The 25,014-nt window shown below is 36.5% G+C and carries 24 protein-coding genes; 22 read left to right on the forward strand and 2 right to left on the reverse strand.

The window, feature by feature from the left end; all coding sequences use genetic code 11:
- Positions 1–60 precede the first annotated feature (60 nt).
- Entirely contained in the window at positions 61–1,353 is a 1,293-nt protein-coding gene (locus BR73_RS0110755; protein ID WP_033165524.1) for an acyltransferase domain-containing protein, read from the forward strand.
- Between the two features lie 587 nt (positions 1,354–1,940).
- Here the strand turns inward: BR73_RS0110755 and BR73_RS0110760 are convergent.
- Together BR73_RS0110760 and BR73_RS0110765 are read right to left on the reverse strand one after the other, a co-directional pair.
- On the reverse strand, positions 1,941–2,858 hold the full coding sequence (locus BR73_RS0110760; protein WP_197032652.1) for an AraC family transcriptional regulator: 918 nt from the start codon (positions 2,856–2,858) through the stop codon (positions 1,941–1,943).
- Positions 2,859–2,949: 91 nt separating this feature from the next.
- Positions 2,950–3,972, reverse strand: coding sequence for a LacI family DNA-binding transcriptional regulator (locus BR73_RS0110765; protein WP_033165525.1), 1,023 nt, complete (start codon positions 3,970–3,972; stop codon positions 2,950–2,952).
- Positions 3,973–4,205: 233 nt separating this feature from the next.
- Here BR73_RS0110765 and BR73_RS0110770 point away from each other — a divergent pair, with 233 nt between their 5' ends.
- The 21 genes from BR73_RS0110770 (at position 4,206) to BR73_RS27365 (ending at position 24,646) form a co-directional block, all read left to right on the forward strand.
- The gene (locus BR73_RS0110770) at positions 4,206–5,495 is read left to right on the forward strand and encodes an acyltransferase domain-containing protein (protein ID WP_051685130.1); all 1,290 of its coding nucleotides are present in this window, start codon (positions 4,206–4,208) and stop codon (positions 5,493–5,495) included.
- Positions 5,496–5,527: 32 nt separating this feature from the next.
- Positions 5,528–6,784, forward strand: coding sequence for a Gfo/Idh/MocA family oxidoreductase (locus BR73_RS0110775; protein WP_033165526.1), 1,257 nt, complete (start codon positions 5,528–5,530; stop codon positions 6,782–6,784).
- Positions 6,785–6,810: 26 nt separating this feature from the next.
- Positions 6,811–7,776 carry an ABC transporter permease subunit gene (locus tag BR73_RS0110780; RefSeq protein ID WP_051685131.1) on the forward strand — a complete coding sequence of 322 codons (966 nt, stop codon included), beginning with the start codon at positions 6,811–6,813 and terminating at the stop codon, positions 7,774–7,776.
- Positions 7,776–8,669 carry a carbohydrate ABC transporter permease gene (locus BR73_RS0110785; protein WP_033165527.1) on the forward strand — a complete coding sequence of 298 codons (894 nt, stop codon included), beginning with the start codon at positions 7,776–7,778 and terminating at the stop codon, positions 8,667–8,669. The genes BR73_RS0110780 and BR73_RS0110785 overlap by 1 nt, the downstream gene beginning before the upstream one ends.
- A 490-nt stretch (positions 8,670–9,159) precedes the next feature.
- Entirely contained in the window at positions 9,160–10,653 is a 1,494-nt protein-coding gene (locus BR73_RS0110790) for an ABC transporter substrate-binding protein (RefSeq protein WP_033165528.1), read from the forward strand.
- A gap of 229 nt (positions 10,654–10,882) precedes the next feature.
- Positions 10,883–11,896, forward strand: coding sequence for a UDP-glucose 4-epimerase GalE (gene galE / locus BR73_RS0110795; RefSeq protein WP_033167323.1), 1,014 nt, complete (start codon positions 10,883–10,885; stop codon positions 11,894–11,896).
- Between the two features lie 27 nt (positions 11,897–11,923).
- Positions 11,924–12,535 carry a carbohydrate-binding family 9-like protein gene (locus BR73_RS0110800; protein ID WP_051685132.1) on the forward strand — a complete coding sequence of 204 codons (612 nt, stop codon included), beginning with the start codon at positions 11,924–11,926 and terminating at the stop codon, positions 12,533–12,535.
- 234 nt (positions 12,536–12,769) lie between these two features.
- Positions 12,770–13,861, forward strand: a complete 1,092-nt coding sequence (locus BR73_RS0110805) for an HRDC domain-containing protein (RefSeq protein ID WP_033165529.1) — start codon at positions 12,770–12,772, stop codon at positions 13,859–13,861.
- 212 nt (positions 13,862–14,073) lie between these two features.
- Positions 14,074–15,393, forward strand: coding sequence for a hypothetical protein (locus BR73_RS0110810; protein WP_033165530.1), 1,320 nt, complete (start codon positions 14,074–14,076; stop codon positions 15,391–15,393).
- Between the two features lie 498 nt (positions 15,394–15,891).
- Complete coding sequence (locus tag BR73_RS0110815) at positions 15,892–16,191, forward strand: WXG100 family type VII secretion target (protein ID WP_033165531.1); 300 nt, start codon at positions 15,892–15,894, stop codon at positions 16,189–16,191.
- A gap of 158 nt (positions 16,192–16,349) precedes the next feature.
- Complete coding sequence (locus BR73_RS0110820; protein WP_033165532.1) at positions 16,350–16,796, forward strand: hypothetical protein; 447 nt, start codon at positions 16,350–16,352, stop codon at positions 16,794–16,796.
- Between the two features lie 42 nt (positions 16,797–16,838).
- Complete coding sequence (locus BR73_RS0110825) at positions 16,839–17,195, forward strand: hypothetical protein (protein WP_033165533.1); 357 nt, start codon at positions 16,839–16,841, stop codon at positions 17,193–17,195.
- Position 17,196: 1 nt separating this feature from the next.
- Positions 17,197–17,841, forward strand: coding sequence for a DUF5081 family protein (locus tag BR73_RS0110830; protein WP_033165534.1), 645 nt, complete (start codon positions 17,197–17,199; stop codon positions 17,839–17,841).
- Complete coding sequence (locus tag BR73_RS0110835; protein ID WP_033165535.1) at positions 17,831–18,142, forward strand: hypothetical protein; 312 nt, start codon at positions 17,831–17,833, stop codon at positions 18,140–18,142. Before BR73_RS0110830 ends, BR73_RS0110835 begins: the two co-directional genes overlap by 11 nt.
- Positions 18,136–19,674, forward strand: a complete 1,539-nt coding sequence (locus BR73_RS28280; protein WP_081848614.1) for a pre-toxin TG domain-containing protein — start codon at positions 18,136–18,138, stop codon at positions 19,672–19,674. Before BR73_RS0110835 ends, BR73_RS28280 begins: the two co-directional genes overlap by 7 nt.
- 11 nt (positions 19,675–19,685) lie before the next feature.
- Positions 19,686–20,126, forward strand: a complete 441-nt coding sequence (locus tag BR73_RS0110845; RefSeq protein ID WP_033165536.1) for a hypothetical protein — start codon at positions 19,686–19,688, stop codon at positions 20,124–20,126.
- A 279-nt stretch (positions 20,127–20,405) separates the two neighbouring features.
- Positions 20,406–21,569, forward strand: coding sequence for a glycohydrolase toxin TNT-related protein (locus BR73_RS27360; RefSeq protein ID WP_051685133.1), 1,164 nt, complete (start codon positions 20,406–20,408; stop codon positions 21,567–21,569).
- Positions 21,562–22,149: a hypothetical protein gene (locus tag BR73_RS0110855; protein ID WP_033165537.1), complete on the forward strand. Its 588-nt coding sequence runs from the start codon at positions 21,562–21,564 to the stop codon at positions 22,147–22,149. The genes BR73_RS27360 and BR73_RS0110855 overlap by 8 nt, the downstream gene beginning before the upstream one ends.
- A gap of 140 nt (positions 22,150–22,289) precedes the next feature.
- The gene (locus BR73_RS29115; protein WP_197032653.1) at positions 22,290–22,472 is read left to right on the forward strand and encodes a hypothetical protein; all 183 of its coding nucleotides are present in this window, start codon (positions 22,290–22,292) and stop codon (positions 22,470–22,472) included.
- Positions 22,473–22,667: 195 nt separating this feature from the next.
- Positions 22,668–22,913 carry a hypothetical protein gene (locus BR73_RS0110865; protein ID WP_033165538.1) on the forward strand — a complete coding sequence of 82 codons (246 nt, stop codon included), beginning with the start codon at positions 22,668–22,670 and terminating at the stop codon, positions 22,911–22,913.
- A gap of 326 nt (positions 22,914–23,239) precedes the next feature.
- Entirely contained in the window at positions 23,240–24,646 is a 1,407-nt protein-coding gene (locus BR73_RS27365) for a transglutaminase domain-containing protein (RefSeq protein WP_051685134.1), read from the forward strand.
- Positions 24,647–25,014 lie beyond the last annotated feature (368 nt).

Here is a 25,014-nt window from a genome sequence, read left to right on the forward strand (position 1 = left end):
ATGGGCTTACAGTAACATTGCTTATAAGGCAGCAGCCCCGGAGGATCGGAGGACAGAAATATGAAACAGAAATATAGTTTTGCAGAGTGTGTGGAGTATTGCGGGTTTGACAATTTACCACTTGGGTTGGAGTCTTATTATATGCAGTTCGATGAGCATAAATGGGGAGAGATAATTGATATAGAATTTCTTAATGCAGCCTTGGCACGATTTAAAGTACCGGGTGAGAAACAAGAGCAGCTGAAGAAGGCAATCAGAGAAATAGAAGCAGATGACAGATTAGCATATTTTACAAAATTTCTGATCTGGGATCTTTGTAATGCGAGGAAAAGATATGAGAACAATAATTATCAGAGTCTGACCCTTAAAGGAGGAGGAATAATTACCAGATATTATTCCTTAATTCTTTTGCTTGCTTGCGTAAAACCTTCCCTGAAAAGGCTTCAAAAAAGAAAGATACCACTTGCTTATTATGAGCAAATACCCTTTGTACCCATGAAACAGCAATTCGAAAAATGGGTTGCTGGAGAGGATGTTTCCATAAGTGATTTTCCGTGGGAGCTGAACTTTTATACTTGTTCAATTTTCTGGTTGAATCGGTTTCAATATATTCCCTGCAGGTTTGAACAGGAAATGACGGTGTTTCGAAATAAAAAAAACAATGGTGTGCTTGCGCTGCTCCATGGTAATATTGAAGTACGAAGAGACGGACAGATAAACGGTACAAATGAAATCTTTGACAACGAGAGATTTGTTACTGTGTGGGAGGAAGATGAGTCTACAATTAGGGCAAATCCTGTGAATCCCATGGGTTTTGTTATGAAAGAACCGGTGCTTCTTAAGAAAGCGGAATGGAAGACGGCTCTATCAAAAGGAGATTATTTACTAGCTTTTCATATCCCTTCAGGACCCGGATATACGGCTGTTAATGTAAAGCAATCCATGGAACTTGCTCTTACTTTCTATAGGAACTATTTCGGCGAATTGGATATAAAAGGCTTCTTAAGTGAGAGCTGGCTTTATGATAGCAGACTTTCACTGATACTTGATTATGATAATAGTAATATTATTAAGGTGCAGAGGCAGTTTTACCTTTATCCTGCAAGGGATGGAGAGGGTATGCTGTTAGAGAGAGTTTTTGGAGCAAAGCAGATTGATTTGGAGAACTTCCATTGTGTGACCACTTTACAGGAGAAAGTGGTGGATTATATGAAAACCGGAGGACGCTTTAATGAGCTTCGTATGTTTGTGTTAAAAGAAGAGGTATCAAAAATCGGTGAGTCTCCTTATATCACAGTAGAAGATATCAATCAATTTATAGAGGTTGTTGACAGTCATCTATTAAAAAAGTAACATCAGGTGCATAAGTAACAAGATATAACTGATAAGCAATAATGAATAACAAATAAATATAATAAACAAGCAAAATATATAAGGAATTGAGACTAGCTTGAAAAATAAAAAACAAACGAGTAAAAAATAAATGAAAAAAACAAACGAGTAAAATAAATGAAAATGAGCCAAAAACAAATGAATAAAATAAATGAAAAATAAACAATTAAAATATCTGAAACAAACAAATTAAATATATGAAAAACATATCAAATAGATATATGAAATAATGCAAACAAAAATAAATCAGAATTAAACTCAATAGATTACTATAACATAAAAGCAAAAGGGGCTATTCTGACATTCACAGAATAGCCCTTAATGATATCCTTAATTATGCACCTTTGATTATTCCTAAATAAGCAACTCTGATTATAAGCTATTATGCGCCTTTGAATATGAATAACTAAGCACCTTTGATTCTAAGCTATTATGCACCTTTGAGTATTAACTACTAAAAACCTTTGATTCTAAGCTATCATGCACCTTTGAGTATGAACTAACTAAGCACCATTGACTATGAGCTATTACGCACTGATGATTATGTACTACCAATTTTGACTGCGATATTTAGAGGGAGAGATACCAAGGGTATTTTTAAAAGCCTTCTGAAAGACTACCGGATCTTTATAACCGGACATAAGGGCAACCTCTGTAATAGAAATATCCTTCTCCTTCAGTAAAAAACAAGCCTTGTTCATCCGAAAGCGGGTAAGATAAGCTTGCGGAGATATATTCAATTGTTCTTTGAATAGGGTGGTTAAATAACTGCGGTCAAGGCCAATGTAATCTGCAAGTATACGCACCGTAATATGCTTCATATAGTTGGTATGGATATACTCAACAGCTTTACGTACATATTGCTCTCTGGAAGTACGGGAGATAACTGAAATCTCCTGGGAAGCATTTTCGATTAATTCCGCAAAAAATAGATTAAGTAATGCCTGCGTCCGCAAATCCGCGCTATGGGCAGACTTGCTGTTGACCTTAACAAGCTCCAGCAGGCAATCCTTAAGCTGTACTCCCCTTTCATAATGAAAGACCGGATTTTCACTGTCTAATCTTGCCCGCTGCAGATAATCCGAAACATTTAAACCATGAAAACCAATCCAGACATATTCCCAGGGATTTTCTTTGCTGGCGGTATAGGTAGCGATATCCTTAGGGCTGAGGAGAAAACCATCATTTTTTGCTAAGGGATAAACCTTTCCTCTTATTTTTAAGGTTCCTTCCCCGGATAGAATATAATGGATCACATAGTGCTCCCGTATGGCTGGTCCCCATATATGACCGGGAGGACAGGCTGATATGCCGCAGTAATACATATACAGTTCAGAGGAGTTGGTATTATCGTAATTATGAAAGACTTTCATCGTATCATCCATATAGATTTCTTTTAGAAAGGAGTTGATTTCACCAATCACTTTTCCGTCTTCTGTGAATTGCTCAGAAACCCTGGTTTTCATAATTGCCCTTTCTTTAATTATCATTTCTTATAGTAGATTTCTTGCAAAGAAATACCTGCTATTCATATTTTGTGAGTACCCAATAGAAATATCAGGTGGAACTTCTTGTAACCAGGCTGGTGGGAAGAATCACCTTTCGGGGTAATAGATTATATCCGTTCATTCTGGTCAGCAACAAATCCACCGCAACAATCCCAAATTCCCGTGTTGGAATGTCAATGGTGCTTAAGGGTGGATTGGAATATTTTGAGATTTCTATATTGGACAAGCCCATTATCGCGATTTCGTTTGGTACGGAGATACCTAAGGTATAAAGTCCGCTCATGGCTGCCATTGCCATAAGGTCACTGGCTACAAAAAAAGCAGTGGGATAATTGCCGGTCTTGCACAGATTTACAATCTTTTCGATACAAATGTCTTCATTCCATAAACAGTCTATGACCCATTCGGGATGAACCTGTAATCCGGCAGCGTGGATAGAGGAGTAATAACCGCGATAACGCTGGGTTGTCTTAATATTTCCATTTACACCGCTTGCTCCGATAAATCCAATGTTCTTATGGCCCCGGTCTATTAAATGCTGAACTGCTATTGCAGCAACACGGTAATGGTCATAACCAACATTATCAATATCCTCTCTCTGGGTATCAATTCCTACGATATAGGGCACCTGGTTCCGAATGAAATGATACGCTTCATCATTTAAAGCATCCATCAAAAATAAACCGGTGATGTTATTGCTGAATGTATTATAAAGAACCTTTTTATCCTCCAGCTCAAAAGCAGTCTTTACAAAGGCTAATTCGTGACCATGTACGGATAGCTCCTCTTCAATGCTGGACAGGATTGACATAAAAAATGGATCCTTATATTTCTTTTTCGTTATGCTGAGAACACAGCCAACCTTTATTGGCGCTTCACTTTGATTAGTATCAGGCTGAACCGAGGCGGCTCTGGCAGGCGCCTTTGCCTTATAATTCAGCTGAGTGATGGCCTGCCAGACACGAGCACGTGTTTCATCAGTCATCTTATATTTATTATCGTTATTGATAACTCGTGAAACAGTAGCCACAGAGACCTCAGCTAACTTTGCCACATCTCTTATTGTACTCAAAAGATAACCCCCCTCTTTCGTTTGTTTAGTTACAGTTTACGTAAACAACGTAAGCTGTATCATACAAATTATAATGATTTTTAAACTGGATTGTCAATAACTATTTTAATAAACAACAAGAAAAACAAAATTTACTTGAAAATTCTATATTTACAATCTGGAAAGTTGATGTTATAATCTCACTATAAGGTTTACTAAACAAACGTAACAAAACGTAACAAAAAGGAGAAGGTATGACCAATACAGTATATAGCTATGGGGAATGTCTGGAACATTGTGGGTTTGATTATTTGCCGGAAGAGTTGGAACAGTATTATGAAGAGTTTCCGGTTTACAGTCAGAAGTACCTTATTGAACGGGATTTTTTAAAGGATTGTTTTGAGGTTTTTCAGGTGGATTCCCATGCAATAGAACAGCTTATGGAGGCTGTTATAGCAATAGAAGAGGATCCGGTCTTATTCCACTTTACAAAGTTCTTGGTATGGGATATGTGTTCTGAGCGAAACCGCTTCGACGGTGGAAGCTATAGGAGTATGACACCGGCACGTATGAAGTGGCAGCGGGAATTATACTCTTTTGTCCTGCTCTTAGCTTGTGTTAAACCTTCTATAAAACAATTGCAAGAATTGGGGGTACCGGAAGAAGCTTATAAGGAGATTCCCTTCTATCCTATGAAGGTACAATTTGAGAAGCTGGCAAAAGGGGATAAAAAAGTTAGCGATTTTCCATGGGATAGAAATTTTTACACCTGTTCTATCTTTTTAGTGGATCGGTTTTTCTTTATACCATATCGCTTTTGCGATCCACTTACCCTGTTTCGCAATAAGGAAACCAAAAGAGTCAAAGGTTTAAGACATACGGGAGAGGAATTCAGAAGAGACGGTCAGATAAATGGGGTGAATGGAGTATTTGATATTGAGGGTGCTTATTCTACCGCTTGGAAGGAGACAGAAGAGGCTGTAACGGCTAACCCGGTAAATCCTATGGGCTTTGTGGAAGGGCAAGAGATTACTTTATTAAAAAGCCAATGGGAGGAAGTACTTCGTCCGGGAGATAACCTGCTGGCTGTTCATGTGCCTTCCGGTGAAGGGTATAATCCAAGCAGGCTACATAATTCACTTACTGCGGCGCTTGCTTTTTTTGACCGATATTTTCCGGAATTACATATAAAGGGTTTTTGGAGTGAAAGCTGGCTGTATGATCCCAGATTATCACTAATTTTAAAGGAAGAGAGCAGTAATATCATCAAGGTGCAGAGGCAGATGTATCTTTATCCTATGAAAGAGGGAGACGGTATGCTGCGCTATGAGGTTTTCGGGGACTGGAAAGCTGAACCTGAGAAAATTGAGCCAAAGACTTCTCTGCAAAAGGCAGCGGCAGCCTATATGAGCACCGGTGGCAGATTCCACACTACAGCTATGCTGATCTTAAGGGAAGAAGCAGGCTGTTTAGAGGGTTATCCTTATATAACACAGGAGGATGTAGACTATTTTAATAAAATAGCAGACAGTCATCTGAAATAACAATATCCAAAGACTACAACAGGAGGAAGCAAATGAAACTGGCATTAATGGGAGCAGGGCAAAGGGGTATGGTGTATGCTGAATATGCCTGCGAGACTAAGGGGGCAGAGATCGTAGCAATCATTGAACCCAATGAAGAACGAAGAAGGACAGCGGCAAGAAAGCTGGGAACAAAAGAAGAATATTGCTTTAACAAGGCCGGGGATTTCTTTCAAAAGGGAAAACTGGCGGACGCTCTTATCATAGCGAGTATGGATAGAGATCATTACAAGCAGACAATGACAGCACTGGAACTGGGGTATGATATTTTACTGGAGAAGCCTATCTCCCCGGATCCCAAGGAATGTGTCATGATACAGGATAAGGCTGATGAGTTAGGAAGAAGAATTGTTGTATGCCATGTGCTTCGCTACACGGATTTCTTTTCCACCATCAAAGAAATCATTGACAGCAGGGAATTGGGAAAGGTTGTTTCCATTCAGCATAATGAGAATGTTGGGAATTATCATATAGCACATTCCTTTGTCCGGGGGAATTGGAGAAGAAGCGATCTAACCAGCCCCCTGGTGATGCAAAAGTCCTGTCATGATATGGACATCCTGAGCTGGCTGGTAGGAAGTGAAGCAAAGCGAATTTCTTCTTTTGGAAGTCTGCAGTATTTCAAGGAAGAAAATGCTCCGATGGACAGTGCCAGCCGCTGCCTGGATTGTAAGGCAGCAAGTGAATGCCGGTTTGATGCCAGAAAGGCTTATCTTCCGGTGTTAGGCGGCTGGCCGGCAACGGTGGTTACAGAAGATCAGACCACAGAAGGGTTATTAAAAGCTCTGGAGAACAGTCCTTATGGCAGATGTGTATATCGTTGTGATAACGATGTCTGTGATAATCAGGTGGTGTTAATCGAATTCAAAAATCAGGTTACTGTTAGCTTTAACTTAAGCGGTTTCACGAATAAAATGGGGCGCACTTTAAAGATTATGTGTGAAAATGGGGAAATCAAAGGAGATGACAGCTTAAATAGAATTGAGGTTACAAAATTTACTTCCAATGCAATAGAGGGCTATGAGCAGAAAGTATACAATACAGCAATGCCTCAAAGTGGTCACGGCGGAGGCGATGTAGGTTTGATGAAAGATTTTCTTAGGATTTTACAATCAGGAGAAACCAACAGCAGATCCTCCATCGGGCAATCCGTTGAAAGTCATGTGATGGCGTATGCAGCGGAAAAGTCCAGACTCACCGGCAAGATTATTGACGTAGATGAGCTAAAGGAAGAATTGCGTAACTCTTAATTAAGGAAAAGAATGGTGGAGAAGGTATGAGATCAAAGAAAAAACTGAATAATGTACATACTGCCAAATTAAACCGCAGGAGTGAATTCTTGAAAGAAATGAGGCGTAACAGAGGGCTCTACCTAATGTGTCTGCCTGCATTAATCGTTCTGATTATGTTTTGTTATGTCCCTTTTGCCGGTACCTGGATGGCATTTACGGATTTTAATGTAGTGGACGGTATTTTCGGAAGTCCTTTTGTGGGACTGGATAATTTCAAGTATTTTTTCTCGAAAAGCAGTATGGGGTGGAAAGTAACCTACAATACTCTTTTTATTAACTTTTTTGGTATCATCTTGGGGTTGATTGTACCTATCAGTATTGCAATATTTTTTAATGAAATACGTAGTAAGCTCTTTAAAAAATTAACTCAAAGCTTTATGTTCTTTCCATATTTTTTATCCTGGGTAGTAGTCGGTGCCATTATTTATGGATTTTTTTCTACAGATGTAGGTGTGGTAAATAATATGCTGCGGGATATGGGATTAGAGCCGGTTAAATGGTATGCCGAACCAAAGTATTGGAAGGGTATCATAATATTTGCAAACATGTGGAAGTGGAGTGGGTATAGTTCTATTGTCTATATGGCGGCTATGGCGGGTTTTGACGGTTCGTTGTTTGAAGCCGCCGAGGTGGATGGCGCCAATAAATTTCAGAGAATTTTATCTCTCACCCTGCCTATGCTGAAACCTACCGCCGTTGTTTTGACGCTTATGAGTATCGGACGTATTTTTTATGGTGATTTTGGAATGATCTACGGTATTGTAGGTAACAATCCGGTACTCAGTGATGCGGTAACGGTTATTGATACCTATGTATACCAGACCATGAGAACTTTGGGCTTTTCTTATTCTACTGCCATCGGTTTATTCCAGTCCGTAATGGGATTGATATTAGTAACCGTCGCCAATCAGGCAGCGAAGAAATACAATGAAGGGGAGGGCTTGTTCTAATGAGAAAAAGTAAGTCGTTGAGTGACCGGATGGTTACGACCTTTGCTTATACCTTTATTGGATTATTTGGAATACTGTGTCTTTATCCCTTACTGTTAACGTTAAGCGTGTCCTTATCAGGGGAACAAGAGATTGTAAAGCATGGATATTCGGTTATTCCCCAGGGGTTTACATTTAATACATATCTATACATCTTTATAAACAGCGGACAAAAGATCTTAAAATCCTATGGAGTAACAATTTTTATTACGGTGGCGGGTACACTGGGAGCAATGCTGATTACCAGTATGATAGCTTTTGCCATTTCCATAAAGTCCTTGAAATATCGAAATATAATTGCATTTCTCTGTAACTTTACCATTGTATTTTCAGCCGGTCTGATTCCCTGGTATGTAGTCTGTGTTAATTACTATGGTCTGAAGAACAGTATTCTGGCTTTGATACTGCCTTCTATATTCAGTGTTTGGAACATGTTTCTAATGCGTACCTATTTTTCCGGTATCTCACCGTCCCTCTATGAAGCAGCAAAGATTGATGGTGCAAACTACTTTCGAATCTATTGGGAGATTGCCATTCCGTTAAGCAAGACGGCCATTCTGACCGTAGGAATGATGTACGCTCTGCAGTATTGGAATAACTGGTGGTATGCGTTGATCTTCATTAACGACAAGGATAAATTTCCACTGCAGTATTACCTTTATTCCATCTTATCCAATGTCAATGCCATCAGTTCGGGAAGGATTCCGTCAGGTGCAGCCGCCAATATAGCATTGCCGGCAGAGACAGTTAAAATGGCTGTTACAATTATTACCATCGGACCGGTTCTATTTCTTTATCCCTTGGTACAGAAGTATTTTGTACAGGGTATTATGACGGGAGCGATTAAAGAATAGGGATGTTCTGGCCGGGAATATAAAGAGTTTACAGGCAAGGAACCTTAACAGGAAAAACGGTATAGAAAAACAGTACAGAAATACGTTGAAGGGAAAAACTATATAGAAAAAACCTTGCAGGAAAAATGTTGCAGAGAGAACAACACAGAAACATTGAAGTGAAAAACTTTATAGGAAAAATGTTGAGGAAAAAATAGGAAAAAAACGTTCAGGGAAAACTTTATAGGAAAAATGTTTAAGAGAAAACAGCACAGAAAACATTACAAGGAAAAACTTTATAGGGGAAATATTACAGAGAAAACACAGGAAACGTTGCAGGGAAATACTTTATAGGAAAAGACCTTACAGAAAACCCTTGCAGGGAACAAGCTTCGCAAGGAATGATTGTTGCAGGCAACACACTTTACACAGATAATAAGCCCTAGAGAACATAAGCTGTCACAGGTAATAAATCCTAAGGCTTACTATAAATATTAAAGGAGGATGTATTATGAAAAGGTTACTAACAATTATGATTGCCTTGATTATGGTGATTGGTTTGCTTGGCGGGTGCGGCAAGGGGAATAGTCAAGGAAATAAAGCAGCCAGTGAAACAGGTGCCGGCGGTGACAAAAAAACAGGTGGAACTATAACAATTCTTTACCCTGGCGATGAGAGAGACCGTATGTCCAGTTTTATGAAGAATGAATTTGCTGACCGTATGAAATCGGATTTGGGACTGAAAGTTGAAATGGTATATGTTCCCTGGGATCAATACTGGGAGCAGAAAGATATTATGTTAGCTGCACAGGAACCAATTGATCTGTACTGGGACGGCTTACCGAACCTATCGACCATTGTTAATAAGAAGCAGGCCACTGTATTAAACGAGCTGGTTGAAAAATATGGACAGGATATGTTTAAGGTACTGCCTGAGGAACGTCTGGATGGTGCGACGATTAATGGAGAAATCTATGGAATACCTTCTGCTTATGCACCTTCCTCAGGAATGTATCAGCAAATCTGTGTACGTCAGGATATTTTAGAAGCTTGCGGTATGACTGAAATTAATACCGTCGAGGATCTGGCAGCTTTTGCACAAAAGGCAAAGGAACAGTTCCCGGAGATGAAAGGGCCGGCAGATCCCATCTTTAAACCTCTGACCAGATATTTTGCAGCGGAACAGCTTACCTGGTGTGCCAATGAAGATACCGCAGTATATGGAGAAGATACCAATAAGGTGTATGACTATTACGAGACAGAGGCTTTTAAGCAGGTAGCACAGTTTAACAATAAAATGTATTCTGACGGGCTGTATTCTGATGATCTTACCATTAAATACAATGAGAAGGATTCCCGTATGATGACAGGTCTTTATCTATGGGTAGAAGGATCCTTAGGAAAAGAGAATGAAATTATCGATGAGATAAGAATCAACGCACCAAATGCGAAGCTGAAATCCTATACTCTAAAGTCAGAGGAGCCTCGTTACATCACTGCAACAGGCGGCGAGGTATTATGTATTCCTCAGACTGCACCGAATCCAGATGGAGCAATGCAATTTATTAACTGGATTTATAGTTCAAAGGAAAATTATTTGTTTGCCATTTATGGAATAGAAGGAAAAGATTACGAGATTATTGACGGAAGAATCAATAAACTGGTACCCGATGAATTTTTCTATGAATGGATGTTCCGTAACAAGAACTATCAGTTATTTACACCTGAGGTAGATCAGGCTTATATTGATACATATACCAGCTGGGACGATCAGGCTGTCACCTCAGAAATGCTTGGTTTCCGCTTTAATAACGAAAAGGTAAAGGAAATTGAAGCAGCCATCAAAGAAGTGGCAGGCAAGCAGATGAATCCAATTCTTTATGGCTTTGTGGATTATGAAACAGAATATCCCAAGGCCCTGCAGGCACTAAAAGATGCCGGAATTGATGAATACATTGCGGAAGTACAACGCCAAATGGACGAATTTCTGGCCTCCAAACAATAATATACTTCCAGATTAACAAGAGGATCAGCCACCTGGCCGAGGGATACCTGGAGCCGGGTGGCTTGAGTTATATAAAGAAGCTGCATATTATTAGCTTTTAATATAAAGCTATAAATAAAGGCATTATGAATAGAATACTGTGAATAATATGATTATATGTGTTATGATGTATATATGAAATAGCATAAAAGAATGAATGTAAATGAGAAGCAGAAGGGAAGCAGAAACGATGTCGATATTGGTAACCGGCGGAGCCGGATATATTGGGAGTCATACCTGCGTTGAACTGTTGGATTCAGGTTATGATATAGTAGTTGTGGATAATCTTTGCAATTCCAGTGAAGAAGCACTTCGAAGGGTAGAAGAAATTACCGGAAAAGAGCTGAAATTCTATCTTGTTGATCTGACCGACAGGGATAAACTGAGGCAGGTATTCGAGCAGGAAAAGATTGAAACAGTAATTCATTTCGCCGGATTAAAGGCAGTGGGTGAATCTGTTTATAAGCCTTTGGAGTATTATCAGAATAATATAACCGGTACGTTGGTACTTTTAGAGGTAATGAGAAACTATGGTGTGAAAAACATAGTATTCAGTTCCTCCGCTACAGTATATGGCAATCCGAAAACGGTACCCATCAAAGAGGATTTTCCTCTGTCAGTGACCAATCCCTATGGCAGGACCAAACTCATGCTGGAGGAGATATTCCGTGATCTCTACGTGTCGGATTCAGCTTGGAATATAATACTTCTCAGATATTTTAACCCCATTGGAGCACATCAAAGTGGTTTGATCGGTGAAGATCCCAAAGGAATTCCCAATAATCTGGTACCTTATATAACACAGACTGCTGCTGGAAAGTTGGAAGCAGTAGGGGTATTTGGGACAGATTATCCTACACCGGATGGAAGCGGTGTACGTGATTATATTCATGTTGTGGATCTGGCACTGGGGCATGTAAAAGCTGTGGAAAAGCTGGCGGAGAAGCCGGGTATACAAGCCTATAACCTTGGAACTGGAAGAGGTTATAGTGTATTGGAAATGCTCCGTGCCTTTAGTGAAGTTTGTGGTAAAGAGATTCCATATGTTCTTAAGGAAAGAAGGCCTGGAGATATCGCAACCTGTTATGCAGATGCTGCACTTGCAGAAGAGGAACTGCACTGGACTGCCAAAAAGAGCTTACATGACATGTGTGAAGATGCCTGGAGATGGCAGAAAAATAATCCCATGGGGTATCAGATATAAGCAATGACAGAAATCGGGGGGATATAATTGGCATATCATGTTAAATTAATAGAATCCATTGAAGAACTGGAACAGTGTGAACTTTTTCACATCAATCATTTTAATTGGGTGGAAGGATATCAACCCAAAGCCTTTGGGAGGATGGGTCTGCTTCATAATTTAGGTCTGGTAGTTGGTATGACGGCAATGGAAGCGAATCCTCTCACCACCTATACAAAAGATAATGATCCTGTTTACCGGGACAGTGCATTGGAAGCTTTTTTTAATTTTACTCCAAAGCGTAAAATTCCTTACTATACGAACTTTGAAATGAATTCCAACGGTGCGATGCTGAATGAAATTGGAATTGTGGGGGACAGAAAGAATGTCTATAAAACCTTTCCCTGGAGAGGAAGCTGTAAAGCCACCCGTAAAGCAGATTCCTGGTCTGTGCTGCTGAAAGTGCCTATGGAGATGATTTGTAATATTTTTAGTATAGAACCATTAAAAACAGGGGATAGATTTACCTGCAATTTTTATAAAATATGTGAGAGTAAAAATCTGGAGCATTATGCAAGTTATGCACCGATTGTAAGTGACAGACCGAATTTTCATCTGCCTCAATTTTTCGAGACTGCAGTTATTGTGGGGCGACAGTAAACAGAAAAAACATCGAGAACGATAAATTAGTTCTTGATGTTTTTTTGTTTAGATTCTGTTAAATTCCAAAAATAAACTTATAAAAAATGCTAAAAAATAACAACAAAAAATAATTTTTAATCATATTAGATATGGAGGCTGTGTTATTCACGATATTTTGCAAAACAATGCGTAACCCAGGGGAAGATTATTGCTATAAGCTGAATTAAATTTATTACATGACAGGGGGACACTATGGGATTATTTAATAATTTGAAAGAACCGGTTTTTCTAAAGGAAAACAGTAATATAGATTCACAGTTGGAAAAACTAAGAAACTTAGAACCAGCATTAAATGAAGAAGGGCAGTTATTACTGAAACAAGATTTAAAGAGTCTTGAATACGGAATTGCAGGTGAAGCAAATATAGCATTCGAGCTAAAAAATTGTCATATGCCAATGTATATTTTACACGATGTTTACCTGGAACTAGGTGATTTAAGTGCACAAATTGATTATCTTGTTTTTACCAGAAAATTATGTTTTGTATTGGAATGTAAAAATCTTTATGGAAATATTGAAATTAATAATGTGGGAGATTTTATACGTACCACAGAGTTTGGAGGAAAAAAGAAAAAAGAAGGCATTTATTCTCCGATTACACAAAATCAACGGCATCTGGAATTGATGAAAAAGATCAGGGTTAATAGTAAAAATAACATATTAACAAAAATAATGGCTGAAAAATATTTTGAAGATATCAATAAATCAGTTGTAGTTTTGGCTAATCCTAAAACAGTACTTAATGCAAAATACGCACAGAAGGAAGTAAAAGAAAAAGTAATACGAGCGGATCAATTAGTTAAGTATATTAAAAATATGTATGAAAGTTCGAAAGAGCTGGCAGTATCAGATGAAAAAATGCTGTTATGGGCTCAATCTTATTTAGATTTACATAAAGATGTTGATAAAGATTACACTATAAAATACGATAAATACAGAATTATAGCTAAAACAGAAAATACCGCTGAACTAGCTATTGAAACACAAAAAGAAACTGATTCTGATGATATTTCTATAGTTTCAGTAAATGATAATGCAGTAAGTGAAAATGATGTAAGAATAGAAGAAACAAAGATTTTTCAAGAATTAAAGGCTTATCGTTTAAATAAAAGCCGCGAAGAGAAAATCAAACCATATTTTATTTATAATGATAATCAACTTAAGGATTTGATCTTGAAAATGCCAAAGAGCAGAGAAGAGTTGTTAAATATATCTGGATTCGGTGAAGCAAAGGTAAATAAATATGGAGAAGATATCCTAAAGGTTATAGATAAAAGTAATTAATTTAGATATCACCGATTATTAAAATGTTGATGGAGGCAGGTAATATATTGATAAATTAAGTAAGAAAGTATGATGGCTATAACTGAGATGTAAAAAAAATGAAAATAAAGTATAATATTCTTGACATTTGTCAGAAATTTGGTAAACTAATTGAGGTTATGTTAGCATTTTTTACATAATATGATAATTATTAACAACAAAGGAGAGGATTTATGAAAATGCAGAAGATGAAAATCACGCAACTTTTAGTATTAATGGTATTTTGCTGTGCACTGGTTATAGGGAATCTTGCCATGCCTGGAGTTGTAGCAGAGGCAGCCACGAAAAAAACAGCAATAAGCACAACCAGTCTAACAATACCGGTTGGCAAAATGACAAACAAGGTATATTATATTAAAAATTACTGGGAAATAGAAAGCCCGCAAAAACTTACAGTTAAAAACGCACTGAAGGGTGCAACATATCAGTTTACCTCCAGCAATACCAAAGTTGTTAAGATAGGTAAAACTGGTGGAGACCTCACTGGTGTGAAAGCAGGAAGTGCAACAATAACCTGTGTACAGACTTACAAAAGTAAAAAAACAACAATTGGAAAATGTAAAGTCACAGTAAAAAATGCAACTCTGGTAAGTGATTCCGATAGTGAATTTGCAGTAGGAAAAGGCGGTTTTGATCTTGCAGGATATTATAGTTCCTCCAGCAGTTTATACAGTATAGAATATCGCAATCCCAATGCTGTTTATACACTGACCTCCAGTAGTAATGATTTCACAATAAAAGAAGTGAAATATAGTTCTTCCAATATAAAAGATGTTACAGATAATCAGGAATATCAGGATGTTCTGAAAAGCTTTATAGCTGATCGTTATATTTACGGATATCAGTTCGAGGCAAAAAAAGCCGGTACCTATACCATAACAGTGAAAGAAACTTACAACAAAAAGTCCAGAACACTTGGAAGCTTCAAAGTAGTTATAAAAGAGACCAGTGTTGCAGAAGGCAAACAGGAAATGTTATTAGGTGATTCTATTAATGCGTTATCATTGGTTAATTATGGTAAAGAAAACACCGGTTATTATTTTGAGATAAAGGGTTATGATGAAGCAAATCAGGATAACAATGTATTATTGTTAAAACAAGACGACAGCAGTTTATATATCTATGGAAATAAAGCCGGAACCGCAGAAGTTACTGTAAAAGAAGGCTCAGAACAGGGAACTGTTATTGGTACAGTTTCTATTGAAGTTGCAGAAGCTCCCTGCAAGGCAATAACTGTTGATTCGGAAGAAGAATTATCTACTTATATTGGTGATGAATATTTTGAAATAAATTATGAACTGGATCCTTGGGATACAACCGATAAGGTTACCATTGAGTCTGATAAACCGGAGGTTTTAAAGGTTGTATATAATGAAGAAGAGGAAAGATGGGTATATACACCACTGAAAGCCGGAAAAGCAAACATTACCATAAAGTGCGGAAGCCAGTCAGCTACAGTTAAAGTAGTGGTAACGAAGGAAGAAGAATGGTAAGATGTTATAAAATCTAGTATATAGAATGAAATAGCTGTTTTAAAGTGAACTGACCCCCAAAAGTTAGAACTTAAAATCTAACAATTAGGAGGTCAGTTTTTTTATGTAATAAATTGTGTAATTTTATAAAAAACTCTGTCTGGGAGATATATCACAATCCTGCTTATAAGTACTGATTGGATAGTAGTAAATATGGAAAGGGATTTTGCTTTAGTTAAAAGAAGTTCGGTTTCAGTAAACGAAGTTTTTATAGAAAGTGTATATTTATATTATAAAAACCCTTAAAAAGATACTATAAACAAAAATAAATGTCATATTGTTTCTGTAAGTAAAAAACATAAATTAAATAAAAACTTATACAAAGGCTTAAACAAAAGTTAAGTTATGGTATATAAAACACAGATAAAAAAATTGTGACTTAGATTAATGAGATATTAATTCTCTCAAAAATAAAGAGAATTAACATAAAATCATACAAATTTGAAAGGGGATAAAAAAATGGCAGGAACCATTAGAATTACACCAGAAGAACTAAGAGAGGCAGCGAATTTTATCAAACAGAAACAGGATGCAATGACAGCAGATGCAAATGCATTAAATTCAAAAATCAATGAAATTGCAGCAAATTGGGAAGGTGCTGCTCAATCTGCATTTATCAGCGGATTTACTTACGACTTATGGCCGGTTCTGGACAAGACGATGCCTCAGATCCTTACTGGAATTCAAACACAGTTAACAGAAACTGCAACTACGTTGGAGGAGACAGATAAGGCAATAGCTGACAGGCTAAAATTATAGGAATTAAGTTGTAAAGAGGCTGCAGCAGGAATGGGATGGCGATAAAAAATCCTTTCCTACTGCAGCTTTTTTCAAAATTTACAATAAGACTGTATATGCTTGGATAAAGCAAAATGAAATAGAGCGGATTAATAACATAGGAATGAAGGAGGTATAAGATGTATTTCTGGGATTCGGTTGGTGATTTTTTTCATACATCGGACAATGAACGAAAAAGAGATGAATACAGTAAATTAGTCAAATATTTAAATAAGAAAATTCCAAAAGCGGAAGCTCTCTATAACAATTTAAAAACAGGCTGTGACATGGAATTTAAGATAATGAAAGGGACCGTCGATAAGAATAACTTAGCTGGGGAGTTAGTTAGCATGTATGATAATAAATTTATTATCTACCAGAAGGATACTACAGATTTATTGGATTATTATAAGAATATGATAGCAACTTTTCGCAATAAATTAGTGGTTGCTCAAAGCATGTATGAATATTATGTCGAACAGTGCAGGCTTGAGGATGAAAGGAGAAGGCAGCGTATTCGGGAAGAACAGGAAAGGGAAGAAAGAGAAAGGGCAGCAGCGCAAAGTGCGAAAGCAACAAAGAAATAAAGAAATAAAGAAGCTTTTACATTAAGTTAGGAGGTAGTAACGATGGAAAAATTAGTTTTAGACAGTGATAGATTCGCAGAGCTCGAAAAAAACACATCTCAAATGAATGAAAACATAGAGAAGGCATTTCAGTTAGGCAAAGAATTTCTTGCTATGCTGCAGGTTACAGATCAGTGGAAAGGTAAGAGCAAAGAGGAATTTCAAAGCTACCTGCATCTGGTGCTGCAATATCACGGACAATTAATCGGTGAGAAAATCCCATCCATTGGAAAAGTTAAAACTGCGAAAGTCAATGGAAACACCTGTGAGGTAGCCCTGGAAACCTTGCAGGAACACAATAAAAATATGAATCAGTTTACCGGTAACTGCAAATCTTACCAGGAATTGGAGAGGATATAGGATGCTGTTCAAAGAAGAGGAACTTATCTGTTTTAACAGTGTATTAGATGGAAAGCGCATATTTGGCACCAATTTCAGTGCACCTCAGGAAATATCAAAAGAATACATAGAGAATACTCTGACACGGCTGACAGAGAATAAATTTTTAGAGGATAAGAAACCGACGGAAAGCTTTTGCCTTGCGGTAAAGGTATTAGAAGAATACAAGGAATCACAGCGGTATCTGATAATGAATCAGATGAATATCGCCTTTGCTAAAGATAAAAAAAATATTATATGTTTATGCAGGACCGATAAGGGTTATGAAATGACTGTTTTAAAAAAAGAATTGTTCTTATATGAATATATGAGAAATATCCCCTTTCTGGCAGAAGAGGATTCCAGGGAGAGAATATCAGAAAAGACGGAATTTGAAGAATGGTACCAGGATTTAGAGAGCCCGGAATTAAGGAATATCACTTTCCTACAGGAATTTGAGCGGAATAAATCCGGCGGTACCTATATCTTATACCAGAAAGAGAACCAGGGTTATCTCTATGAGCCTGCCTCCAAGCGGATGAAGCGGGGAGGCTCACTGCAATTCAGACAGCTGCTGCTGAAGTTATTTCAGATAAACAGTAAGGAGGGGGTATATAATGGCTGCTAACATTAAGATTTCCTTTGAAATGATTCAGGAGTTTGACAAGCTACTGTTAATGGTCTCTGAATTGGGAGATGCCATGCAGCAAATAGAAAATTCCCTGAATCTGCTTGAAGGAGAGGTCTTATACGAGGGAAAAGCAAAAGAAGAAATGCTGGTGTTTTATTCACGCTGTTACAATCACACCCAAACACTTATTAATCTTTATAGTAAAGCGTATCAGTTTGCAGTAAATGCTGTTATCGATATGATAGAACAGGACATGATACTGGCAAGAGCATTACAGCGGGGGGATGCGAAATGGTAAGACAACTGGGAAGAGAAATAATTGAGAAATACACCTGGCTGGAGAGAGCTAATATTACCATGGGATATTCTGCGAACCTCCTCTTTGACTTCGCTGATCTGGATGATCTTTGCAAGGATATCGAAGGGGAACTGGACTCCCATTCCCTGGGGGCAGGCTTCTCTTCTCAAGGGCAGCGGATAGATGAATTCGTAGAACATAGAAGTGCGTTGTTAAACTATACCAGTGATGTATTATATGATATTGATGAATATCTGGAAAATCCACTTTATAAAGGGTTTAATAATGCCGTGGATCTGATGGCTGCCATTGATATGAGAGATGCAAAGACAGATAATACCATAGGGTTACAGGAACATACAAGTATGTATGTAGGAGCCGGAATGTATGATGAGGTTGGGGGGGATATGACCTCTCTAAACCTGGAGGATTTTATAGGCAGCCGCAATAAGAATAACAGTCTCACCAATTATCAGAAAGTAGATGATTTTGCGGAATTATTTGCAAAAGACTATGAAAATCTGGTAAATAATGATAAAATAGACCCAAGTAAAGTAAATTTACAGGAGTATCTGGACAGCCTGGTATTAAAAGAATTTGCTCATAAAAAGGACGCCCCATTCTGGAAGGAACTATTAGAATCTTTAAGCGAAATGACTGTCGTTATTCCCATTATTGAGGCAGCAACGGGTAAAACCCTTATAACAGGAGATTATCTAACAGGAGATGAACGAGCATTTAAGGTAGTATCAGGGGCAGTAAGCCTGGTAACCTTAGGATATGGAGCGGCAATTGCGAAAGGCGGGGGAATGGCTTTAGCCAAAATGTTTGCCGCAGATATTCTGGCTGAAGCGGTGTCAGGCTCGACCGTAATCGTTTGTGATAAGGCAGGTGTGCCTTCTGCGGTGACAGTTGCTCTGGCGATAGTGTTAGGTTCTACGACGGGAGTGATTGCAGATAAAGCATTGCTTAAGAACGGAATTAAGGTTACTGGGGTGGATGAGGTTGATAATACAATTAAGGGTGGCAGTTATTCAGGAGAAGAATGGTACAATTATTTTGCTGATACATATGGTAAAGGTAATGTTCAAGGCACTTTCTTTAATGAAGTAAATTATGAACCGACTTCTGGAGTGAAATTTACAGCTACAGAGGGAAAAACTACTACAATACTTGGTAGATATGATATGGATACACAATATATTTTTGAAGAAACTGGAAATATAAAATCTCTTAGTTATGATGGACATGAAGGAGGCTTTAATTTATTAAATGTTCCTGATGAATTAAGTAACGCACCAGGCGTGGATTTTTGGAATGATTATAATGTTCCTTTTCTAGATGAGGCAATTGGTAGAAATGATTTGATTTCTTTAGCAACAAAACCAAATAAGGCATCTATGTATAGAATTAACAAAGATACAGGTTTATTAGAATTATCTGGATTCGGTAAAGAAATAAAATATCTAGAAAGAAATGGATATATTTTTGATCAAGATTTAATGCAGATGATTCCAAAATCAACAAAATAAGGAGATATACAATGGAGTTAGAAAATTTACTTAAAAAATTATTTGAGAAAATAATTGAGACATATAATTTGGGTATTTCAATCATTTCAGAGAATGAAGTAGTGTTATTCTGTGATAAATATATATTATCATTTTTACTTCACTCAGCTGAATTAGAAATGGTATATATTGAAAAAAGAGAAAATGAAGAATTGTATCAGTATAACATTGACTCATTTATTACATATTCAATTTCGGATGAAGATAGGTTGAGAATAAAGAGTTTCTTGATTAATGGTTCAAAACTTGAATTAGAGTTAGGATTACTTGCTTATACTTTAGAAAAAAAATGGGGAGAATTATTATTGGGAGGTAATAGATGGATACAGGAGTATGAGAATTTTATGCTATATATTCCTGCAAGAAATGTTACTAGACTAAAGGAAAAAAGTTATAAAGGAAAATGTTTATAATTTAATTGTGATATACTTTAAGACTTCCAATCACATAAATCCCAGTCTCTTAATTCATCATGGCTCTCAGTAATAATGTAATCCATGATATGAATTAAGAGGCTTTAACAAAAAATTTTACCTTGAGTATGCAATCGGATTTTAAGTGTAGATCCAATAATCTCATATAAACGTACTTTTTGTAGCAAAACATTTGTTGCGAAAGGTGCGTTTTATTATATGAATTGTGATCCTATGTCAAGATTTAGTACAAGTTAAAATGGGAAGATTATCCTCACTTTGATTTTGGATCTATTTGCAAAAGACTATGAAAATCTGGTAAATAATGATAAAATAGACCCAAGTAAAGTAAATTTACAGGAGTATCTGGACAGCCTGGTATTAAAAGAATTTGCCCATAAAAAGGATGCTCCCTTCTGGAAGGAACTATTAGAATCGTTAAGCGAGATGACTGTCGTAATTCCCATTATTGAGGCAGCAACGGGTAAAACCCTTATAACAGGAGATTATCTAACAGGAGATGAACGAGCTTTTAAGGTAGTATCAGAGGCAGTAAGCCTGGTGACCTTAGGATATGGAGCGGCAATTGCGAAAGGCGGGGGAATGGCTTTAGCCAAAATGTTTGCCGCAGATATCCTGGCTGAAGCGGTGTCAGGGTCAACCGTAATCGTTTGTGATAAAGCAGGTGTGCCTTCTGCGGTGACAGTTGCTCTGGCGATAGTGTTAGGATCTACGACGGGAGTGATTGCAGATAAAGCATTGCTTAAGAATGGAATTAAGATTGATGATAATGTAAGATACAAAAAGTATTGGGATGATGTTGCTAATGGAAAGTATGATATACCTTACGGTATGACATCTGAGGAATATGTTCAGTATTTGAAAGGATTGGATAAGGTTGATAAAGCTATTAAAGGGTCAGATGATGTAATTAAGGGTGGCAGTAAAACTATTAGTGAAATTGATAGGATTAAAATTAACAATTGGGATTTTACTCCTAGTGATGAACAATATCTCAAATACAAAAAGGTATATGATAATCCATTATATTATAACCAAACAACAGGAGCAATTCATTGGCCTATTAATGATGGATTTAAAGCCGGAACAAGACTTGATGACCAAATGATATCAGAAGGGAAAATTTTCAAAAGATATGGTTCGAATAGTGGTGAATTTCTTGGTAATGCAACTGATTCTTTTGAATCTAGAGCACTTGCACCACATAGTGAAGGAGCTGAAGTACATTATTATCAATTGACAGAAGATTATAAAATGACAACGGGAGAGGCTGCTGCATGGTTTGGAAGTGATGGTGGTGCTGAACAATTTGTTAAGTATAAAGCCGATGGAACTAAATATACAATAAAAGAATTAGAAGGCATGGGGATATTAGATGACGTTACAGATCTAGTAAATAAAGGAGAGATTAATATTGAATGATATAAATGAATTATTAAAAGACAATGGTATAAGAATTCAACATAAAAACAACCAAGATTATTTTTGTAGCATATATAATAATATTCTGCAAGAAGATTATATATTATTAGAATTTGAAAATGAAAGCTATTCGATATATGAGATTCATAGAGGCGAAAAATTATACAAGATTAAAGATACTGATAAAGAAAAAGCAATTATATTGGGTATAGTATTATATAAAAAGCTAAATGACAGTGTGGTGGACCGTGAAAAAGTAAGAGAAATTAAAAATTTAGTTAGTAAAGGTGATGAAAAATCGGCAATTGCTTATTTCGGCGAATTTGATGATAATACTTATTCAATAGGAATTGAAGAAAGGATGAAAATTTCTCTAATAAAAGGACATAGCGGTACAAGTGTTGTTTATGATAAAAAGTATATAGTTGAAGATGTAACATTATGTAGAGCATATGTAGTACTTTACAATTATTGCAATAATTTAAAAGAAATTTTATCATTTTATCATACTAATAAAGTTTTGATTAATAGTAAAAATATAACTGTACAAGAAATGATAAAACTCTATATTTTTAATTAATAACATACCATGAGGGTAAACAGAATTAAATATGTTTCTAAACAAACAACTCCAGCTCCAGGTGCATACACTGTTAAAGCAGGGATACAACATACTTTAGTTTAGGGACAGAATGGGATAATATTACTGTGGCATATAGCTTGGATAAAGCCGGAAAGAATATGTTTGACTATTTTAATAAACCTGCGTTAGATGATGCCGTAAGCCAAGGAAAAGAACTTAGATTTTCACATGACCCAGAAGCATATAGAGAATGTGCATTAAAATGGGAATGGTATTATTTACAGAATAAACATGAGTATAGGGGTTACAGAGGAGAATGATACTTCTCTTGTTGCTTTTTGTTTTTTTCAATCTAATAATGGTTATGATTAATATGTGAAATGGTAAGGCAGATGAAAGTTCATTAGTTTCAATTGACAGAGGGAATCGGTGGAGGCATTCAATATGAATTTCCTATCAAAGTTGAGTATTTAGTGAAGCTGGGATTACTTAAAGAAATAAAATAGGAGAACAATATGAATCAACATGAAATAAGAAAAATAATCGAAGAAGAAAAATTAACAAGAATTAATTGGTTTAATGAAAGTCAATTAAGAGAAAATCAAGTTGGTATCAAGAAGGATAGTGATAGGTGGATTGTATATGTCACAGATGAAAGAGCAAATGTTGTAGATGGTTCAATAATACAATTGGAAAAGGAAGAGGAGGCATATGATATGCTGTTGAAGAAAGGAAGATTTGCTAAAAGAAAGTTTGGTTAAATTATATATTACAATTATTGGGATGAGAATATAAAAATCTTGATTAGGATTACGATCTAATTTTAGGTAAATGTATTTACGCTCATATACATTAGAATTTTTAGAGGTAGTTCCAATATTCTGATATAAAGGCACTCTTTAACAAAATTTAAATGTTTGGAAAGGGTGTATTTTTTGTCAAATAAGGAAAATCTTTATCTTAGCGATATGGTTTTGACAGAATATGTATATAATGCTATAATATGTATTAATATATAAAAATCTGTATTTGAATTCATAAAAGTGATGCAATCAACTCGTAAACACTTTACCAGGGGAGTAAATCTATGATGAAAAAACGATATACCATCAGTATCTTTTTTTTTACAATGCTTTTCTCAATCGGATTTATATTTACAAATCAATCACTTACTGCATCTGCTTCAGCAAAATCTACTGCAATCTCATTAAATACTGCAAGTATATACCTGATAAAAGGTGAAACCACAACCTTAAAAATATCAGGAACATCCAAGAAAATAATCTGGACTTCTACAAACAAAAACATTGCAACAGTTACAAGTTCAGGAAAAGTAACGGCTGTCGGTTATGGAAGCACCTTTATTAAGGCTTCCGTAAGTAATAAAAGTTATAAATGTAAAATAACTGTAATAAATCCTGCAAAAATAACTTTTGAACCTGCTTACACTACTGTATTCGTAAATGGAACTGGAGTAAGTCTGAATTCCGTATCCGACACCTACACTGCAGCCGAGTTGAAAAAGTTAGGGATCAGCTATAAAGTTACCGGTAATTCAACTGTAAAAATCAGCAGTACAGGGCTGGTTACAGCTGCTTCAGCGGGAGAATTTGAAATTATTGCCTCTGTACATGGCAAAAAGATTCAGACCATTGCTATGAATGCGGTTGCTTATGATGGATTTACGGTTCCGGATTTATGGCTTGAGACAAATATTGAGGAATATGTAGGTTTTGCTAAAGATATACTGCCGCTTATGAAGGACGTTGAAATTATCTCAACAAACGATGGGATTGCGGTAGCAGAAAAAAGTTATCACATAGATCTAAACAGTAATTATAAGCGCTGTGAAGGTATTTACGTAAAAGGCATGAAAGAAGGAACCTGTTATATAAAAGTTACTGTTGCGGGTATCACAAAAGAATTAAAAGTTGTTGTCGGTGACGGATATGAAAAACTTGATCCTGTTGAGGCAATCAAAAGCAATAATCTGAGTGGTTATACAGGGAAAGAATTAATTACGATGACAGCTGTCAGAAAGTTATTAGAGGATAATAACCTGTTTTCAGCAACTTTAAGTGACAGAGAAAAAGTTAAGATCTTACAGACTTATCTGAACTCAACTTATACAGGCAAATTTGTCGACGATACTTATACGGATCTTATATCAGGTGTTATATTGACTGGCAGCGGAGTATGTGCCTCTTATGCAGAAACCTTTTGTTTCCTTTCTGAATGTATTGGAATAGAAGTATATTATTGTATTGGAAGTGCAGATAACCGAAGCGGAATTGGGTTCGCAGGCCATGCATGGAATAAGGTAAAGCTTGATGGAACCTGGTATTATATAGATCCTTACTGGAACGCAGGACTTAACAGTTTTAAATATTTCTTATCGGAAAATCTTTGGGAGGATCATAGATTAATTGAAGAAGGGTATTTTTCTGTAATTATGAATAGTGGAGTACCACCTTATAGTAATTCCCTGGAATAAAAAAGTTAACAAAATATAAACGGCTTTGTAACTGTAGTAGTAGGGATAGGTTCTCCCCAATAAAGAATTAACAAAACATAAACGGCTCCCTGATTTTTGGGAGCTGTTTTTTTTTATTAATAAATGAGTTAGAAATTGGCTGTTTCATAATCTTAGTTCAAATAGAGGAAATTACTAATCATAATGATAGTTCAACTAGAGGAAATTACTATTCATAATCAAAGTTCAACTAGAGGAAATTACTATTCATAATCAAAGTTTAACTAGAGGAAATTACTATTCATATTCATAGGTCAAATAGAAGAAGTTACTATTGAAATAGCATAACTATTCTCTTACTGAGTTTTATATTATATCTCAAAGGTTTA

This window comes from Clostridium sp. KNHs205 (assembly GCF_000702945.1).
In the GTDB taxonomy this organism is placed as follows: Bacteria; Bacillota; Clostridia; order Lachnospirales; family Lachnospiraceae; genus Anaerocolumna.

Coding starts and splice junctions, on each gene's coding strand:
- BR73_RS0110755 (WP_033165524.1), top strand. CDS start 61: ATGAAACAGAAATATAGTTTTGCAGAGTGTGTGGAGTATTGCGGGTTT.
- BR73_RS0110760 (WP_197032652.1), bottom strand. CDS start 2,858: ATGAAAACCAGGGTTTCTGAGCAATTCACAGAAGACGGAAAAGTGATT.
- BR73_RS0110770 (WP_051685130.1), top strand. CDS start 4,206: ATGACCAATACAGTATATAGCTATGGGGAATGTCTGGAACATTGTGGG.
- BR73_RS0110775 (WP_033165526.1), top strand. CDS start 5,528: ATGAAACTGGCATTAATGGGAGCAGGGCAAAGGGGTATGGTGTATGCT.
- BR73_RS0110780 (WP_051685131.1), top strand. CDS start 6,811: ATGAGATCAAAGAAAAAACTGAATAATGTACATACTGCCAAATTAAAC.
- BR73_RS0110785 (WP_033165527.1), top strand. CDS start 7,776: ATGAGAAAAAGTAAGTCGTTGAGTGACCGGATGGTTACGACCTTTGCT.
- BR73_RS0110790 (WP_033165528.1), top strand. CDS start 9,160: ATGAAAAGGTTACTAACAATTATGATTGCCTTGATTATGGTGATTGGT.
- galE (WP_033167323.1), top strand. CDS start 10,883: ATGTCGATATTGGTAACCGGCGGAGCCGGATATATTGGGAGTCATACC.
- BR73_RS0110805 (WP_033165529.1), top strand. CDS start 12,770: ATGGGATTATTTAATAATTTGAAAGAACCGGTTTTTCTAAAGGAAAAC.
- BR73_RS0110810 (WP_033165530.1), top strand. CDS start 14,074: ATGAAAATGCAGAAGATGAAAATCACGCAACTTTTAGTATTAATGGTA.
- BR73_RS0110815 (WP_033165531.1), top strand. CDS start 15,892: ATGGCAGGAACCATTAGAATTACACCAGAAGAACTAAGAGAGGCAGCG.
- BR73_RS0110820 (WP_033165532.1), top strand. CDS start 16,350: ATGTATTTCTGGGATTCGGTTGGTGATTTTTTTCATACATCGGACAAT.
- BR73_RS0110825 (WP_033165533.1), top strand. CDS start 16,839: ATGGAAAAATTAGTTTTAGACAGTGATAGATTCGCAGAGCTCGAAAAA.
- BR73_RS0110830 (WP_033165534.1), top strand. CDS start 17,197: ATGCTGTTCAAAGAAGAGGAACTTATCTGTTTTAACAGTGTATTAGAT.
- BR73_RS0110835 (WP_033165535.1), top strand. CDS start 17,831: ATGGCTGCTAACATTAAGATTTCCTTTGAAATGATTCAGGAGTTTGAC.
- BR73_RS28280 (WP_081848614.1), top strand. CDS start 18,136: ATGGTAAGACAACTGGGAAGAGAAATAATTGAGAAATACACCTGGCTG.
- BR73_RS0110845 (WP_033165536.1), top strand. CDS start 19,686: ATGGAGTTAGAAAATTTACTTAAAAAATTATTTGAGAAAATAATTGAG.
- BR73_RS0110865 (WP_033165538.1), top strand. CDS start 22,668: ATGAATCAACATGAAATAAGAAAAATAATCGAAGAAGAAAAATTAACA.
- BR73_RS27365 (WP_051685134.1), top strand. CDS start 23,240: ATGATGAAAAAACGATATACCATCAGTATCTTTTTTTTTACAATGCTT.